The sequence below is a fragment of the Streptomyces sp. SLBN-8D4 genome (assembly GCF_049739545.1).
Taxonomy (GTDB): domain Bacteria; phylum Actinomycetota; class Actinomycetes; order Streptomycetales; family Streptomycetaceae; genus Streptomyces; species Streptomyces canus_C.
In genome coordinates this window covers 1146307-1162562 of the sequence record NZ_JBMGQC010000001.1, presented here as the reverse complement: position 1 = coordinate 1162562, position 16256 = coordinate 1146307, and the positions used below count along the sequence as shown (strand labels likewise).

The window sequence follows — 16256 nt, the reverse complement described above, 5'->3', positions numbered from 1 at the left end:
CAGCGTCCGCCCGTCGGTCCGTCGTTGGCAGACGCCGGATCCTTCGTGGGTCGCTCTCAGGGGGCGAGGGAGAAGTAGTTCTCCTCCTCCTGCGTGAAGTGCAGTCGCAGGACGGTGTTGAGGCCGTAGAGGCAGGAACGCAGGTCGTCGAGTTGTTCGGGGGCCAGACCGCCGTCGGCGTGGGCCAGTTCGAGGTGGGTGGCGATGCGCCGCGAGAGGCGTTCGATCTCGGTGTGGGCGCGGCTCATGGTGGCGGTGGCCTCTGGGCCGCCGAGGGTGGGGGCGAGCGCGGGATAGAGCTCGTGTTCCTCGGCGTACTCGTGGGGCAACAGCCGTTCGACGAGCAGGCGGTGGGTCTCCTCCACGGCGGAGAGTGCTGCGGAGCCGGGGGTGTCGGAGAGGCGATCGGCCGCGTCGCGTACGACGTCGAGGACGTCCTGAAGGTCGTGGTGTTCGTCGGCGAAGCGGTGGATGAGGGCCTCGGCGGCGGGGGTGACGGCGGGGCGTGCGGCCTGGTCGACGCGTAGGGCCCGCAGGGCGTTGAGGATGACGGCGACGTCGATGCCCTCCTGGAGCAGCGCGCCGACGGCGGGCGGGAGCAGGCCGGCCGCGGCCGCGGCCATGGCGACCAGAGACATCAGCATGCCGCCGAGTGCACTTTGCACGGCGATGCGGCGAGCGCGCTGGGCGATGGTGACGGCGTCGGCGAGGCGGTCGACGCGGTCGGTGGTCAGCACGATGTCGGCAGCTTCGGAGGAAGCGGTGGAGCCACGCGCTCCCATGGCGACGCCGATGTCGGCGGCGGCCAGGGCGGGGGCGTCGTTGACTCCGTCGCCTACCATCACGGTGACGGCGTGCTCGCGTTCGGCGCGAACGGCAGCGACCTTGTCGGCCGGACTGAGCTCGGCACGCACGTCGTCCAGACCGAGGACGGCGGCGACTTCCTGGGCGGGAGCGGCGCGGTCACCGGTGAGCATCAGCAGCCGTCGGATGCCGGCCGCGCGCAGGTGACGCAGGGTGCGCGGGGCGTCGTGGCGCAGGGGGTCGCGCAGCAGGACGGCGCCGGCCGGCTCTCCGTCGAGGGTGAGCCAGGCGACGGCCGCGCCGTCGAGGAGGGCACGGTTGTCCACCGTCCCGGCCCAGGCGGGCCGTGCATGGTCGGCGTTGAGGCGCCCGATGGACACGCGGTGTCCGTCCACGGTGCCGGTGGCGCCTCGGCCGGGTTCTTCCGTGACGTCCGTCGGGGCCGTCAGTTCCAGTCCGCGTTCTCTGGCGGTGTCGACGATGGCCTGGGCCAGGATGTGGGGGGAGTACTGGTCGAGTGAGGCCGCCAGACGTAGTACTTCCGCGGGCTTCAGGCCGGGGGCGGCGGTGACGTCGAGGACGCGCGGGCGGCCCCGGGTGAGGGTGCCGGTCTTGTCGAGCAGGAGGGTGCGGGCGCGGCCGAGGTTCTCCAGTGCGCCGCCGTCGCGGACGACCACGCCGAGACGGGAGGCGCGGGAGAGACCGGAGACGATGGCGACCGGGGCGGCCAGCAGCAGTGGACACGGCGTGGCGACGACCAGGACGGCGACCGCCCGGACGGCAGAGCCGCTGATCAGCCACGCCAGTCCCGCGACGACGAGGGAGAGGGGCAGGAACCAGGCGGCGTAGCGGTCGGCCAGCCGCACGACCGGCGCGGACTCGGCCCCGGCCTGCTGGGCCAGCCGCACGATCTGGGCGTATGTGCTGTCCCGCTCGGTGGCGGTGGAGCGCAGTTCGAAGGCGCCGCCGGCGTTGACCACGCCGCTGCGCACTCCTTCACCCAGGAGCCGCTCGACCTGGACGGGCTCGCCCGTGAGCACCGACTCGTCGAGGACGGCGGTGGCGCTTTCCACCCGGCCGTCGACGGGAACGACTTCACCGGGACGGACGACGAGCAGGTCAGCGACGACGACCTGTCCCAGCGGCACCGTGGCCACTCCCGCGCCCGTGCGCCGGTGCGCCGAGCGTGGCGCGTGTTCGAGCAGGGCCCGCAGGTCGTGGGAGGCGCGCCGCTGGGCAGCGGCTTCCAGAGTGCGCCCGGTGGCGAGCATCAGCGCGATCAGGGCACCGGCCAGGTACTCACCCACGGCCAGGGTCCCGCCGAGTGCGAGCACGGCGATCAGGTCCACGCCCGCGTGTCCGCGCCGCAACGCGGCCAGCACCCACCACACCGCGGGGACGACGGCGGCCACGGTACCCAGAGCCCAGAGCAGGTCAGCGAGGTCAGGGGCGCCGGCGAGCCAGGCGATGCCGCCGCCGGCGAGGGCGGCCGCCGTGACGACCAGGAGGACCGGTTCCAGCCGTCGGGACACTCCTGTGGCGGTCAGGTGATGCAGTCGCGCTGCGAGAGTGGAGTGGTTCATGGCACACCTCGGGAGATCCGGCACGGCGACCGCCGGATCGTTCTCCCACCATCCCACCGCGGCACCCGGCCCCTGCGGAAGGGGACGTCCGGCCCTGCTTCCGGGCCGGACGGACGGTGCGAGACATCCTCGGAGGAAGCTGTGAGGTTCCTGTGCCAGGCCGGCGCGCCCGATCTGCACGGGGAACCTCGACTCGCTGAAGGAATTCGCCGATGATCCTGGTCAACGGCCTGCCCGCACACATACTGCTCGTGCATTTCGTCGTGGTCCTCGTTCCCCTGACCGCGCTGGCACTGGTGTTCTGTGTGATCTGGCCCAAGGCGGCACAGCGCATGGGCGTTCGTCCTGCCGCTGCTCGCCCTGGTCACGCTCGTGAGCGTTCGACCACGGCCCGGCCACAGCCGTCCACCACGCCCCGCAGTTTCCGGGCCGTCCGAAACCCGGCGCCGCCGCGTCCGGTGAGCCCGGCCGCCTCGACGGTGTCCACCAGCGGCCCCGGCATATCCGTGGTGAGGGGCGGTGGTCCGTGGCGTCGCAGGTGATCGGTCAAGGTGGCCGGTCGCCCGTTGGCGTGCCATCCCGCCGGCAACCGCGCGCTGGAGCCGTCCGGCCCGGGGGTGCGGTGGTCTGGGGTGAAGGATGTCGCGGTCGAGGAGTTCACCGTCCGCCTCCGATCAGGAGCGCGGTCGTCGCGGCGCGCTGGGACCAGCCGGGCTGGAGCGGCCCGGTGGCCAGGAACGCGGTCAGCACCACCGGTACGGCAGTCGCGGTCACGGCGGCCACGAGGCGACCGGCCACCCGTCCCGGACCGGCCTTCGCCAGGCGCCACCACACGGCAACCACCATCGAGGCCAGGCATACGGCGTAGAGCCACAGCTGGAGGGGAAGTCGGGTGTCGGTGCCGGTTCCGGCGCCGTGGAAGAGGGCGAGTGGCCAGGCGGCGTAGGCCAGCCAGTGCACGGCTTTCCAGCGGCGCACCCCCAGCCGGAGCCGCAACGCGCTGGTGACCAGCACCGCGAGCAGCAGATCGACCGCGGCCGTGCCCAGCCCGAGCCACAGCGGACGGTACGACGCCCCGAACGGGACGACGGACACCGCCCACCCCAGGTGCACGAACGGATCGAGCACCGCCGTCACCACGTGCACGGCGAGGAACACCAGGGTGAGCAGGGACAGGTTGCGGTGCAGCAGCCCGATCTCGAACCGGCCGATCCGGCGGGGTGCGGACCGCCCGCCGGAGGCGATCCCGAGCACCACGGTGGCGGTGAGCAGGATCAGCGCGAGGGTGCCGCCGGCCCGGCTGGCGTACCACAGGGGGCTGCCGGTCAGGGCCAGTGTCGTCATCGCGGACCTCCGGGGTCGGGGGCCGGGGAGTCGGGCGGCCAGCCGCCGAGGCGTACCACGGTTCCTTCGACGCCGACCAGGCGGGCGGGCAGGCCGGTGGAGCGCAGCCAGTCCACGGCCCGCTCGCCGAGCACGACCGCCGCCGTACTCGCGGTGTTGGCGTCCACGCAGGTGGCGGCCGCGACCGTGACAGTGCGCCAGACGGGCGCGGCCGGTTCCCCGGTGACCGGGTCGACGATGTGGTGCAAGGTGCGTCCGCCGCGCCGCCAGGCACGCACCCGGATGCCGGAGGTCGCCAGCGCCCCGCCGGTCAAGGCCACGGCGGGCCCCGGCTCCGTCACGGGCTGCGCGTGGTCGTCGGCGAGAGCGATCCGCCAGCCGGCCTCCGGAGCCGGCCCGGCCACGGCCAGGTCGCCGCCGAGACCGACCAGCACCCCGCAGCCGGTCGCCGAGGCGGCCTGCCGGACGGCACGGTCGGCGGCGAGGGCTTTGGCGGTGGCGCCGAGGTCGAGGCGGGTGTGCGGGGGCAGCCGCAGCCGCCGGGTGCGCGGGTTCCACCCGACTTTTTGCCAGCCGGGCGCGGGTCGGCCGACGGGCACGGGGTGGGCGTCGTCGGGGCGTACGGAGGCGAAGGTACGGTCGTAGCCGAGGGCGATCACCGCACTGCCCACAGTCGGGTCCACGGCGCCGCCGGTGATCCGAGCGGCCCACAGGGCGGCCTGCAGCGCCTCGGCGAAGCGTTCGCTCACTGTCGTCGGGCCACCCGCGTGCAGGTTGACGCGAGTGAGTTCGGAGTCGGGTCGGAAGCGACTGCACGTCAGGTCAACGGCGCGGAGTTCGGTGCGCAGGACCTCTTCCGCGACGGGCAGGGCGCTCGGCTCGGTCACGAGCAGGGTGGCGGTCGTGCCCAGGGCGGGAAAGACGGCCTGGGCGGGGGAGGGGGCCGGCGAATGTGTGGTCATGACGCCCCCGTCGTCGTGTGCGGCTGCTGCTGGGTGGGAGCCGGTGGTCGGACAGGAGGCTGCGGCGTCGGTTGAGCGGCAGGGGCCGCGCCCTCGTCCGCGTCGTCCTCGTGAAGGTCGCTCCCCTCGTTCCCACCCGTCGCCGGGGCGGAGGAGGACGTCGCGGGGTTCTGCACGGAGGGGGCGACGGCCGGCGCGGGAGATGCCGAGCCTCCTGGCAGCAGGTGCGTGTAGAGGCTGCCCAGCCCCGCCGCGCCGGCCACGGCGCCGACGGTGATCCACCGGGTCAGGCGGCGACTGCGGCGCAGGCCGCGATCGCGCGCGAGCGGGGAACCGGTCGGCGGGGGCGTCGGCGTGAAGTCGTCGGGCGAGGATGCCATGGCGGGGCTCCTGGAGGGTCAGCGGCCGGATCGGCTGCGTTGCACCTCCAGGCTGTGCTCACGGTTTCGAGGAACTGGCTCACGTCTTCTTCGGATCCGGTAAAGATCTCGGTCCTCCGGCCCGCGCCCGTCCGCGTTCCGACCACAGCGGCAGCTCCAGTACGACGGTCAGCCCGCCACCGGGGGTGTCCTCCAGCCGCACCGTGCCGCCGTTGACGGTGACCAGGCGGTGGACGATGGCGAGCCCGAGCCCGGTACCGCCGGCCTCGGGGTTGCCGAACCGGCGGAAGGCGACCGCCTTCGCCTCGGCCGTCATCCCGGGACCGTCGTCCCGGACATACACCCGGGCGGTGGCTCCGGCCGCACGGCGATCGAGGCTGATGCCCGCGCCGGACGGCACGGCGTCCACGGCGTTGGCGATCAGGTTGTCGAGGATCTGCTCCAGGTGGCCCGCCCCCAGTGCGACGGGCGGTGCCGCACCGCCGGACTCCGCGGTCAGCCGGACGCCGCGCTCCTCGGCGACGGGCGCCCAGGCGGCCACCCGTTCGGCCACCACCTCGTCGATGCGTACGGCCGTCGGGCGGGGTGTGGCCTGCTCGGCTCGCGCCACCGCCAGCAGCCCGTCGACCAGCCGGGACAGCCGGGAGATCTCCTCCTGGGCGGCGGCAATATCGGCGGCGGTGGCGTCGTCCGCGCCGGCGGCCAGGACATCGAGGCGCAGCCGCAGCGCGGCCAGCGGGGTACGCAGCTGATGGGACACGTCCGCGATCACGGCCCGATGGCCGTGCACCAGGGCTTCCGTGCGCGCCGCCATGGTGTTGAAGGTGGCGGCGAGCCGACGTACCTCCGGCGGACCCGTTCCCACGTCTGCCCTCTCGTCGAGAGCGCCCTCGCCCAGCCGCTGGGCCGATGCGTCCAGTCTCGACAGGGGTCGGCTCACCCAGCGGGCCAGGCGGACGGACAACAGCACGGAGGCGGCAAGTCCCACGACACCGATCGCTGCGGACCAGCCCCAGATCGCGGCGATCCGGGCATCGAGCGGAGCGGCGGAACGGGCCAGGACGACTGCGCCGGCGGGCTCGCGCACGTCACCGGCCGGTTCTGCGGCCAGCAGGCGCCCCTCGTTCTCCGGGGGTTCCGGCTCGCGTCCGTGCAGTACGTCCGCCACCAACTCCTCCGCCTCCTCACCCTGTGCCGCCGCGCACGGCGTGCTGGCCACCAGGCGCGCGGAGGCGTCGTACACGGCGGCGCAGTCCCCCGTCCGGGCCGCGGCAGCCAGCTCCTTGCGCATGAGGGTGGCCGGCTTGCCGTCGGAGAGGTGTTCCTCGGCCGCCGCGGCGATCACACGGGTGGCCGCGCGCTGGCTGTCGCGGTAGGCGACGTGCTCGCGTGCCGTCAGCGACACCGCCAGCGGCACCACCGCCAGCACCAGCAGCACAGAGGTCAGCGCCACAAGCGTCCAGGCGATCCGGCGGGTCACGACTACTCCGGTGATGCCTGGACCGGGCCGAGCCGGAAGCCGTGCCCGTAGACCGTCTCGATCAGCCCGGGCACGTCGAGCTTGCGGCGCAGCGCCGCGATGTGCACGTCCAGCACCTTCGTCGGCCCGTACCAGTGGGCGTCCCACGCCTGCTCAAGGATCTGCTGCCGGCTCAGCACCCGGCCCGGATCGGCGGCCAGGCACTCCAGGATGCCGAACTCCTTCGGCGTCAGCGCCACCGCACGTCCATCCACCGACACCAGCCGGGTGCGCAGGTCGAGTGCCAGCGGCCCGTGCCGGACGATCTCCGGCCCGGCCGGGCGCCTACGGCGCAGCACCGCCCGGATCCTCGCCAGCAGCTCGGCCAGCCCGAACGGCTTGACCAGGTAGTCGTCGGCCCCCTCGTCCAGGGCCACCACCCGGTCCGCCTCCTCGCCCCGCGCGGTCACCGCGATGATCGCGGCATCGGACCGGGCACGCAGCCTCCGGCACACCTCGACCCCATCGATGTCCGGCAGCCCCAGATCCAGCAGGACGACATCGGGAGAGGCGGCTGCCAGGGCGGCGCCGCCGCTGCGGACATCCTCGACGGCGTAGCCGGCCTGCCGCAGCCCGCGCACCAACGACTCCGCGATACCCCGGTCGTCCTCCACGACCAGCACACGCGTCTCCTCAGCCGCGCCGGTGACCTGAGCGTTCATCCGGGTTACCCGCCTCCTCGACGATGCGACCGACTACACCGATCCTTCTCCCAGCCTCCACTCCCGTCGGGCCTGGGCGGCAGGGGCCATTCGTCCCCTGCCGACACCGCCGGCACCTGCTGTCCGGCGGCTGGGCAGAGGTGCCATCAGGGCAAAGGCGCTGAGCGCGCGAGAAGGAAGTCGGCGCTGTCGGACAGCGTGGTCAGACGGGTCGTGTCCTCGTCCTCGATCCGGACGCCGGACCGTTCGCTGAGGACCTCCACGAAACTCAGGAAGTCGAGGGAGTCCATCTCCAGCACGTCGCGGAAAGCGTCGTCGGGGCCCAGTGCGGCGATGTCCGCGCCGGGTACGACACGGGAGATCGACTCCCTGACCATGTCGAGTGCTTCGGTTCGGTTCATGTTCACAGCTGCTCCGGGTTCTGCAGGAGTCGAGTGACGGCCGTGAGGTAGCGGGCGCCGACGGCGCCGTCCGTCGCACGGTGGTCGGCGGAGAGGGTCGCCGTGACCACGGGACGTACGCCGAGCAGGCCGTCGGCGGCCCATGGCCGGTCGACGACCCGGCCGAAGCCGACCAGGGCCACCTGCGGCGGGTAGATCACGCCGAAGACGCTTTCGACCCCCTGATCACCGAGATTGGTGACCGTGATCGTGGCGTCGGACACCTCGGAACCACGCAGCCTGCCCGTCCGGGCCCGGGTGACCACGTCCTTCAGGGCGGCCATCAACTGGGGGAGCGCGAGCATGTCGGCGTTGCGCAGCGTGGGGGCGACGAGCCCTCCGCCGCGCAGGGACACGGCCACGCCGAGGTGCACCCCCTCACCGGCCGTGAAGCGGTCGTCGGCCCAGGAACCGTTGAGTTCGGGGACCTCCTGCGCGGCCAGCGCCGCAGCCTTGAGCAACAGGGCCGCGGGCAGGAGTCGTTCGCCGACCGGGCTGCGCCGATTGTGCTCGTGCAGCCATTCCGTCGCGGCGGCCATGTCCACGGTGGTGGAGAGGTAGTAGTGGGGGATGTCCCGGTTGGCGCGGCTCATCAGGCCGGCGATCGCCCGGCGCATGGCTGTCGCCCGGTCATCGGACGGCGGCGCGGTGGCGGGGTGTTCAGGGGGAGGACTCACGTCCGCAGGACTGGGTGGGGTGGGTCTCTCCGGACCGGGCGCCGCGCGGCGTACGTCCGCGGCCCGGACGGCCGAGTCTTGGCCCGTCCCCGTCACTGTCGCCAGGTCGATGCCGAGTTCCGCGGCGAGCCGCCGGGCGAGGGGAGTGGTCCGTACACGCCGGGGACGAGCGGTGGACCTGTCAGCCGTCGCCTTCTCGACGTCGGTCCGGGTGACGCGTCCTCCCGGTCCGGTGCCGCGCAGTGCCTCCAGATCGATGCCACTGTGCTCCGCGAGGTGGCGGACCAGGGGACCCGCTTCGAGGTGGCCGCGGTGCAGGGCCGTGGCGGGCGGGGTGGCCGGGACGGGCGTTGGGGGCATGGGCTCTGGTTCGGCCGCGGGGGATGGCGGAGGGGCAGACGGTGGAGGCGAGGGGGGCGGTGAAGCCGGCGCCGGCTCGGTGGGCTCGCTCTTCTTCCGTGTGTGGCGAGCCGTCCGCTTCCTCGGTTTTCCCGCTCCGTCCTTCCCGGGCGTCCCGATCACCGCGAGCGGTGTGCCCACCGGCACTGTCGCCCCGGGCTCGACCAGCAGCTCCGCCATGGTCCCGGTCTCGAAGCACTCCACCTCGATCGTCGACTTCGCGGTCTCGACGACCGCGACCGGATCGCCCTTGTGGACGGGGTCACCCGGCTGCACCAGCCATTGCAGAAGGGTGCCCTCGTCCATGTCGGCGCCGAGGGACGGCATGGTGAACTCGGCCATGGTCAGTCCACCGCCCGGTGGGCCGCCGCGACGATGTCGGCGGTCTGCGGCAGGGCGGCCTCCTCCAGTTGCCGGGCGTACGGTATCGGGACCTCGGCGCTGCACACCCGCTCGACGGGAGCGTCCAGTTCGTAGAACGCGTCCTCCGCTATCCGGGCGGACACCTCGGCGGCCAGGCTTCCCGTCCGCCATGCCTCGTCGACGACCACGGCGCGGTGGGTACGGGCCACGGAGGCGATGATGGCCGTGACATCGAGGGGGCGGAGCGTGCGCAGGTCGATCACTTCCGCGTCGATGTCCTCGGCGGCCAGCTCGTCCGCCGCCACGAGGGCCTTGGACAGCGAACCCCCGTACGTGATCAGGGTGATGTCGGTACCGGGACGGCGGATCGCGGCGTGGTCCAGGTCCACCGGTCCGGCGGACGGCGGGAGTTCACCGGAGACGTTGTAGAGGCTGCCGTGCTCGAAGATCAGTACGGGGTCGGGGTCGGCGAGCGCCGGGGCCAGCATGTGGCGGGCGTCCTCCAGGGTGGCGGGGGCGAGGACGCGGATGCCGGGGATGTGCGCGTACCAGCCCTCCAGGCTGTGCGAGTGCTGCGCGGCGAGTTGGCGTCCGGCGCCCGTGGTCATGCGGATGACCAGCGGTACCGTCAGCTGTCCGTTCGACATGTGCAGCAGGGTGGCGGCGTTGTTGAGGATCTGGTCGAGGGCGAGCAGGCTGAAGTTGACGGTCATGATCTCGACGATCGGTCGCATCCCGGCCAGGGCGGCGCCGATGCCGGCGCCCACGAACGCGGACTCGGACAGAGGGCTGTCGCGGACGCGTTCGGGGCCGAACTCCTCCAGCAGACCGAGACTGACGCCGAAGCAGCCGCCGTAGCGGCCCACGTCCTCCCCCATGAGGAAGACACGGTCGTCGGAGCTCAGTGCCTCCCGAAGGGCCTCGCGCATGGCCTCCCGGTACGTGGTCTTCGCGGCCGTCGTGCCTGTGCTCATGGTCAGGTCACCGCCTCCGCTGGGGCGCTGGTGACGTGCTGGAGCAGGTTCTCGACCGGTTCCTCCGGCGCCTGTTCGGCGGCTTCGACGGCGTGGTCGATCTCGGCGGTGATCCGCCGCTCGATCCGGGCGACGTCCTTGTCGACCGGCGCTCCGCTCTCGCGCATGCGGTCCGTGAGCAGGGTGATCGGGTCGCGGGACTTCCACCGCTCGATCTCCGCCTTGTCGCGGTAGCGGTCGGGGTCGTACATCGAGTGGGCGCGGAAGCGGTAGGTGCGCAGTTCCAGGAAGTGTGGGCCGGTGCCGGTCCGGATGCCCTCGACGGCCCGCCGGGCGGCCTGTTCCACGGCCTCGACGTCCATGCCGTCCACGGACCAGGCGACCATGCCGTAGGAGGTGGCGCGCATCGCCAGGTCAGTCTGTGCTTGGTGGCGCTCCAGGGCGGTGCCCATGGCGTAGAAATTGTTCTCGCAGATCAGCAGCAGGGGCAGGTTCCACAGGGCCGCCAGGTTCGCCGTTTCGTGGAACTCACCCTCGGCGAACGCCCCGTCGCCGAAGAAGCAGCAGGTGACGCGGTTCTGTCCGCCCATACGGTCGGCGAGCGCGAGGCCGGCGGCGAGGGGAAGCCCGCCGGCGACGATGGCGTTGCCGCCGTAGAAGCGCCGGCTCGCGTCGAACAGGTGCATGGACCCGCCCCGGCCCCCGCTGCACCCGGTCGTCCTGCCGTACATCTCGGCCATGACCGCCTCCGCGCTGATGCCGCGCGCCAAGGCGTGGCCGTGCTCGCGGTACGTGGCGACGACCGCGTCCTCGGGGGTCAGCGCCTCATTGACGCCGACGGCGACGGCCTCCTCGCCGATGTAGAGGTGGACGAAGCCGCGGATCTTCGTGGCGCTGTACAGCTCCACGCACCGCTCCTCGAAGTGCCGGATGCGCAGCATCGCCTCCAGCAGGTCGCTGCGGTGCCGGGTGTCCGCACCGGGCTCGGCCTTCGAGGCTTTCGCGGTCTTCCTGGCGGCTTTCCGGGGCGTCGGGGAGGTACGGGTACGGGCGGGACGGGCCAGGCTCATGCGGATCCCTCCAACGTGGACAGGTCGCCGGTGGGCAGCCCGAGTTCGCGTGCGCGCAGCAGTCGGCGCATCACCTTGCCGCTGCGCGTCTTGGGCAGGTTCTGGTCGAACGCGATCTCCCGGGGAGCCACGGCGGGACCCAGCTTGCGGCGACCGAAACCGAGCAGCTCCCGCTCCAGGTCGGGGGTCGGCTCCACCCCCGGGCGCAGGGACACGAACGCCTTGACGACGTTCCCGGCGACCGGGTCCGGCCGTCCGATCACCCCGGCCTCGGCCACCGACGGGTGTTCCATCAGCGCGCTCTCCACCTCGAACGGCCCGATGAGATGCCCGGCCGACTTGATCACGTCGTCGGCGCGTCCCACGAACCAGTACCAGCCGTCGGAGTCCCGGCGCACCAGATCGCCGGTCAGGTACCACCCGTCGGCGAACGCGGCGTCGTAGCGTTCCATGTCGTGCAGATAGCCGCGGAACATCGACGGCCAGCCCGGCCGCAGCGCCAACTCGCCCTCGACGCCGGGGTTTCGCACTTGCGTCACCTTGCCGTCGATGACCAGGGCCCGGCCGTCCTCGCCCTGCTCCAGTACGGTCGCCTCGACGCCCGGCAGCGGCCGTCCCATCGAGCCGGGCCTGATCTCGCAGGCCGCGAAGTTCGCGATCATGATGCTGCCGGTCTCGGTCTGCCACCAGTTGTCGTGCACCGGCAGGCCCAGTACGTCCCGGCCCCATACGACGGCCTCCGGGTTGAGGGGCTCGCCGACGGAGGCGATGAAGCGCAGGGCGGACAGGTCGTGTGAGCGCGGCAGGTCATAGGGGCCCTGGCGCGGTGTGGCGCGCATCAGCATGCGCAGGGCCGTCGGGGCCGTGTACCAGACGGTGACGCGTTGTTCACCGAGGATCCGGTACCAGCGCCGTGCGTCGTAGTCGCCCTCGTCGACGACCACCGTCACGCCGTGGACGAGCGGGGCGATGACGCCGTACGACATGCCGGTGACCCATCCGGGGTCGGCCGTGCACCAGTACACGTCCTCGGGATGCAGGTCGAGTGCGTATGCGGCCGTGGCGTAGTGGGCGACGACCGCCTCGTGGACGTGGACCGCGCCTTTGGGGGTGCCGGTGGTGCCGCTGGTGAAGTGCAGCAGGGCCATGTCGTCGGGCGCGGTCGCAGGGATGGTGAAGGTGTCGGGTGCGGTGGACATCAGGTCGTCGAAGGACGCGGTGCCGGGCAGGTCCGCGGCGCCGGGTCCGACGATCAGGACGTGCTCCAGGCCGGGCAGCGACGCGCGGCGCTCGGCGACCTTGCGCCGGTAGAGGGCCGCGGTGGTGACCAGGACCCGCGCGTCGCCGAGACGCAGCCGCTGCTCCACCGGATCGGGGCCGAACACTGAGAAGAGCGGGCACAGGACGCTGGTGTTCTTCAGCGTGCCCAGCACCGTGGTGTAGAGCTCGGGGCAGCGGCCGAGCAGGGTGAACACCCGGTCCCCGTGGCCGACGCCGAGGGACCGCAGGACATTTGCGAAGCGGGCGGTACTGCGGGCCAGTTCGGTGTACGTGAGGGTGGAGACGGTGTCGTCCCGGGCCACGCATCTCAGCGCGACCTTGTCCGCGTGAGCGGAGGCCGCGTGCCGGTCGACCGCCTCGTGGGCCATGTTCAGGCCGCCGCCGGGAAGCCCGGCCAGTTCCTTTCGCGCCTGCGGCCAGGTGAAGGCCGAGCGGGTCAGGTCGTAGTCGGCGAGACGCGGCGGCACCGCGGGGTCGGTGTCCTTGGGGATGGTTTCCCAGTGCATCGGCGCTCCTCTCGCGGCACTGCCCCCGAACTTTCGTCAGCGGTGCAGTACGACCTTCAGGGCGCCCGTGGTGGTGCCGTGGGCGAACGCCTCGTAGGCGTCCTCCATCCGGTCCAGGGGGAAGGTGTGGGTGACCAGCCCTGAGACGGGCAGGTCTCCGTACCTCATGAGCCCCAGCAGCCATGGTGTGGAGGACGTGTCGACCTGGCCGGTGCTGATGGTCACGTTCTTGCGCCAGAGGGATTCGAGATGCAGCGTGACCGGCTTGCCGTGCACACCGATGTTGGCGATGTGCCCTCCGGTGCGGACAGCGCGGGTACTCAGCACGAAGCCGTCCGGTTCTCCGGACGCCTCGATGACGACGTCGGCTCCCGGACCCTCGGACAGGTCGGCGATCACCTTCCCGGGCAGCTCCGCGGCGTCGACGCCCACACGCGTGGCCGCCTCGAGCCGCGCGGTGGACAGGTCCACCACCACGACCCGGCGGGGCGAGTAGAGCCGCGCGATGATCACCGACGCGAGTCCGACCGGCCCCGCACCCACCACGACGACGGTGTCGCCGGGGCTCACATGCCCATTGCGTACCCCGACCTCGTAGGCGGTCGGCAGGACGTCGCAGAGCAGGACCGCCTCGTCGAGCGGGACGTTCTGCGGCCGGCGGTGGGTGGAGTGGTCGGCGAACGGCACCCGCACCAGCTCGGACTGCGTTCCGTGGATCTCGTTGCCCAGGATCCACCCGCCGCCTGCGCTGCACTGCCCGAGCGTGGTGTTGCGGCATTCCCGGCAGCGGCCGCAGGCCGAGACGGCCGACACGATCACCTGGTCGCCGGGGCGCAAGTGGTGGACGTCGCGTCCCGCCTCCACCACCTCGCCGACGGCCTCGTGGCCGAGGACGGTGCCCGGTTTCACCTCGGGGAGGTCGCCCCGCAGAATGCGCAGGTCGCTGCCGCAGATGGTGGTGACGTCGACGCGGACGATCGCGTCGGTCGCGTCTTCGATCGCGGGGTCGGGGACGGTGTCCCAGGAAATCTGTCCCGGGCCGTGGTAGACGAGTGCTCGCACGCTGGTCACTCCCTCGCTCCCCCCACTCAACGGTCACTCCGGCCGGGCGCCTGGGCAACCCGGGCCTCGGGCCGTCGGACTGCTCAGGCGGTTGCCACAACGCCGACCAGGGAGAGCCAGTCGGTCAGCGCGGCCGGGTCGGCGGCCCCGCAGCGGAAGCCGACGTGGCCGTCCGGGCGGACGGCCAGCAGACCGCGCCCGGGGCTGTTCGTCAGCCGCAGGACGGTTACCCGAGGATCGGTCACCACCTCGGGCGGAGGGTCCGCGTCGCGTTGAAGCAGCAGGTGGACTCCGGGGCGGGCCAGCAGCGCGTGCAGCCGTTGCGGAGGTCCTCCGACGCTCACGGTCGCGTCCGGCAGACGGTCTCCCGGGCGAGGAGCACCTCGAAGGCGAGGGGTTCCGTCGACCGACAGGGGGCTGCGCCGGTAGTTCACCCGCAGCTGGGAGATGACACGGATGGCCTCGGCCAGCAGCCGCCGCCGGCCCAGGACGGCCGGGATGACCGGGGCCGCGAGGGGGGCTGCCACCGCGCGCGCCCACGAGGGGATCCGGCCGGTCGACGTCTCCGCCCAGAACGCCGTGTGGGTGAGGAGCATCCGTTCGCGGGCGGCCGGCCTGCGCTCGCCGTCGTAGGAGTCGAGGAGTACCTCGGTGCCGGGACCCAGGCGGCCCGCTGTGAGGCCGAGCTTCCAGCCGAGGTTCACCGCGTCCTGGATACCGGCATTCATGCCCTGGCCCGTGGCCGGCGAGTAGTTGTGCGCGGCGTCGCCCGCGAGGAAGAGCCGCCCCCGGCGGAACCGCCGGGCGAGTCGGCACTGCAGCGGCACCCGGGCGGACCACGCGAGACGCTCGATGAGTGCCTCCAGCCCCGCGTTGTCCATGAGGTGCTGGAGTTCGGCCTGCGGGACGGGCGGTCCGGGCTGGCCGAAGTCGCGCCCCGCCCCTTCGCGGGAAGCCCGGGTCGCGAGCAGCCGCCAGGGGGCCTGCTCACCGAGCGGGAAGAGGAACAGCAGCCCTTCGCGGCCCGCGAAGACCTGGGCGCCGGAAGGATCGTACGTACCGCCGAAATCGACGTCGGCGAGGACCACCTCCTCCGCGTAGGGCCTGCCGTGCCACCCGATGCCGGCACACTCGCGCACCGTACTGGCCGGGCCGTCGCAGCCGGCCACGAAGGCGCAAGGGACGACCTCCTCCGGGCTGTGCGCCGAGCGCAGCACAGCCCGGAGGGTGTGCCCCTCGTCGCGGACGGCGACCAGTTCGCTGCCCCGCTCGACTGGCACCCCGCGGTCGGCGAGTGCCCGCGTCAGCACGCTTTCGACGTCTGCCTGCCGTACGAGTGAGAGATGCGGGAACGCGGTGTCGGGCAGTGCCAGGTCCCCGAGTCCGGCTTCGACGACATGGGAACCGAGATGGAGGCGGGCCGTAGGGGCGGTGTCAGCCAGATCCAGCAGGGCCTCGGTGACGCCGAGCGGGCGCAGGACCTCTAGCGTGCGGGGGTGCAGGATGAGGGCCCGGGAGGGCCGGAACGGCTCGGGGCGCCGCTCGACCACCCGGACCCGTGCCCCATGATCATGTGCCTGTAGGGCCAGAGTGAGCCCGGTCGTGCCGGCGCCGACGACGAGGACGTCCACGGCGGCCGTCATGTCCCGGTCCGTATGCGCCACCAGGCCGCCTTGGCCATGGCGCCGGACGCGACCTCTCCGACCAGCCCGGGGTCGGCGATGACGTCGTCCCGGCGCACGCCGGGCAGGACCGTGTACCGGATCGAACCGGGCACACTGACCAGCGCCAGAACGCGCCACAGGGAGCGCGCGTAGTGCTCGGCGCGCTCGACGCCGTCCCACTCGTACACGCCGCGGTAGCGGCCCTGCTCGTCGTGGGCCAGCCACAGCTTCGAGGCGAAGCCGGGGAAGCCGACGAACAGGGGCGTGTTCAGCAGGCTCTCCAGACGGAACAGCGTGTGCGTGCGCCCGTGCACCAGGCGGAGCCTGAAGGTGATGACCAGCGTGCACGGGTCCTTCGCCAGTCCGCTGCCGAGCCGGGTCTCCCGGTACACCCGGGCCGAAGTGCCGTCCGTGAAGCGCAGCCGCGTCCCGAGCCGGTCCTGGGTCAGGTGGATGTGGTGGCGTGCGAGCAGCGGGAAGGTCGAGGCGAAACACGCGGCCACGGCGCGCCATGCCTCGCCCGGGGGAAGCGGTCTCTGTTCGCCCATGGTGGCCTCCAGCTGCGT

14 protein-coding genes are annotated in these 16256 nt (G+C 72.6%); all 14 read right to left on the bottom strand.

The features are described from left to right. Positions 1-56: 56 nt before the first annotated feature. Positions 57-2387 (bottom strand): heavy metal translocating P-type ATPase, encoded by a 2331-nt coding sequence (locus tag RKD20_RS05385; protein ID WP_424876654.1) that lies wholly within the window; start codon positions 2385-2387, stop codon positions 57-59. 657 nt (positions 2388-3044) lie between these two features. After that, complete coding sequence (locus RKD20_RS05380; RefSeq protein ID WP_424876653.1) at positions 3045-3731, bottom strand: ferric reductase-like transmembrane domain-containing protein; 687 nt, start codon at positions 3729-3731, stop codon at positions 3045-3047. Then, a complete protein-coding gene (locus RKD20_RS05375) occupies positions 3728-4693 on the bottom strand; it encodes an FAD:protein FMN transferase (protein WP_424876652.1) in 966 nt (321 codons plus the stop codon). The genes RKD20_RS05380 and RKD20_RS05375 overlap by 4 nt, the downstream gene beginning before the upstream one ends. Continuing rightward, positions 4690-5073 (bottom strand): hypothetical protein, encoded by a 384-nt coding sequence (locus tag RKD20_RS05370; protein ID WP_424876651.1) that lies wholly within the window; start codon positions 5071-5073, stop codon positions 4690-4692. The genes RKD20_RS05375 and RKD20_RS05370 overlap by 4 nt, the downstream gene beginning before the upstream one ends. Before the next feature lie 79 nt (positions 5074-5152). Beyond that, positions 5153-6553: a sensor histidine kinase gene (locus RKD20_RS05365; RefSeq protein ID WP_424876650.1), complete on the bottom strand. Its 1401-nt coding sequence runs from the start codon at positions 6551-6553 to the stop codon at positions 5153-5155. Between the two features lie 2 nt (positions 6554-6555). Continuing rightward, positions 6556-7254, bottom strand: coding sequence for a response regulator transcription factor (locus RKD20_RS05360; RefSeq protein WP_424876649.1), 699 nt, complete (start codon positions 7252-7254; stop codon positions 6556-6558). A gap of 146 nt (positions 7255-7400) precedes the next feature. Further along, positions 7401-7655, bottom strand: coding sequence for an acyl carrier protein (locus RKD20_RS05355; protein WP_424876648.1), 255 nt, complete (start codon positions 7653-7655; stop codon positions 7401-7403). A 2-nt stretch (positions 7656-7657) separates the two neighbouring features. Continuing rightward, positions 7658-9112, bottom strand: coding sequence for a 2-oxo acid dehydrogenase subunit E2 (locus RKD20_RS05350; RefSeq protein WP_424876647.1), 1455 nt, complete (start codon positions 9110-9112; stop codon positions 7658-7660). A gap of 2 nt (positions 9113-9114) precedes the next feature. After that, positions 9115-10107 (bottom strand): alpha-ketoacid dehydrogenase subunit beta, encoded by a 993-nt coding sequence (locus RKD20_RS05345; RefSeq protein ID WP_424876646.1) that lies wholly within the window; start codon positions 10105-10107, stop codon positions 9115-9117. A gap of 2 nt (positions 10108-10109) precedes the next feature. Then, positions 10110-11177 (bottom strand): pyruvate dehydrogenase (acetyl-transferring) E1 component subunit alpha, encoded by a 1068-nt coding sequence (pdhA, locus tag RKD20_RS05340; protein ID WP_424876645.1) that lies wholly within the window; start codon positions 11175-11177, stop codon positions 10110-10112. Further along, the gene (gene acsA, locus RKD20_RS05335) at positions 11174-12964 is read right to left on the bottom strand and encodes an acetate--CoA ligase (RefSeq protein ID WP_424876644.1); all 1791 of its coding nucleotides are present in this window, start codon (positions 12962-12964) and stop codon (positions 11174-11176) included. The genes pdhA and acsA overlap by 4 nt, the downstream gene beginning before the upstream one ends. Before the next feature lie 36 nt (positions 12965-13000). Further along, positions 13001-14026 (bottom strand): alcohol dehydrogenase catalytic domain-containing protein, encoded by a 1026-nt coding sequence (locus RKD20_RS05330; RefSeq protein WP_424883147.1) that lies wholly within the window; start codon positions 14024-14026, stop codon positions 13001-13003. Between the two features lie 83 nt (positions 14027-14109). Next, a complete protein-coding gene (locus tag RKD20_RS05325) occupies positions 14110-15690 on the bottom strand; it encodes an FAD-dependent monooxygenase (RefSeq protein WP_424876643.1) in 1581 nt (526 codons plus the stop codon). Then, positions 15666-16238, bottom strand: a complete 573-nt coding sequence (locus RKD20_RS05320; RefSeq protein WP_424876642.1) for a hypothetical protein — start codon at positions 16236-16238, stop codon at positions 15666-15668. Before RKD20_RS05320 ends, RKD20_RS05325 begins: the two co-directional genes overlap by 25 nt. Between the last annotated feature and the right edge of the window lie 18 nt (positions 16239-16256).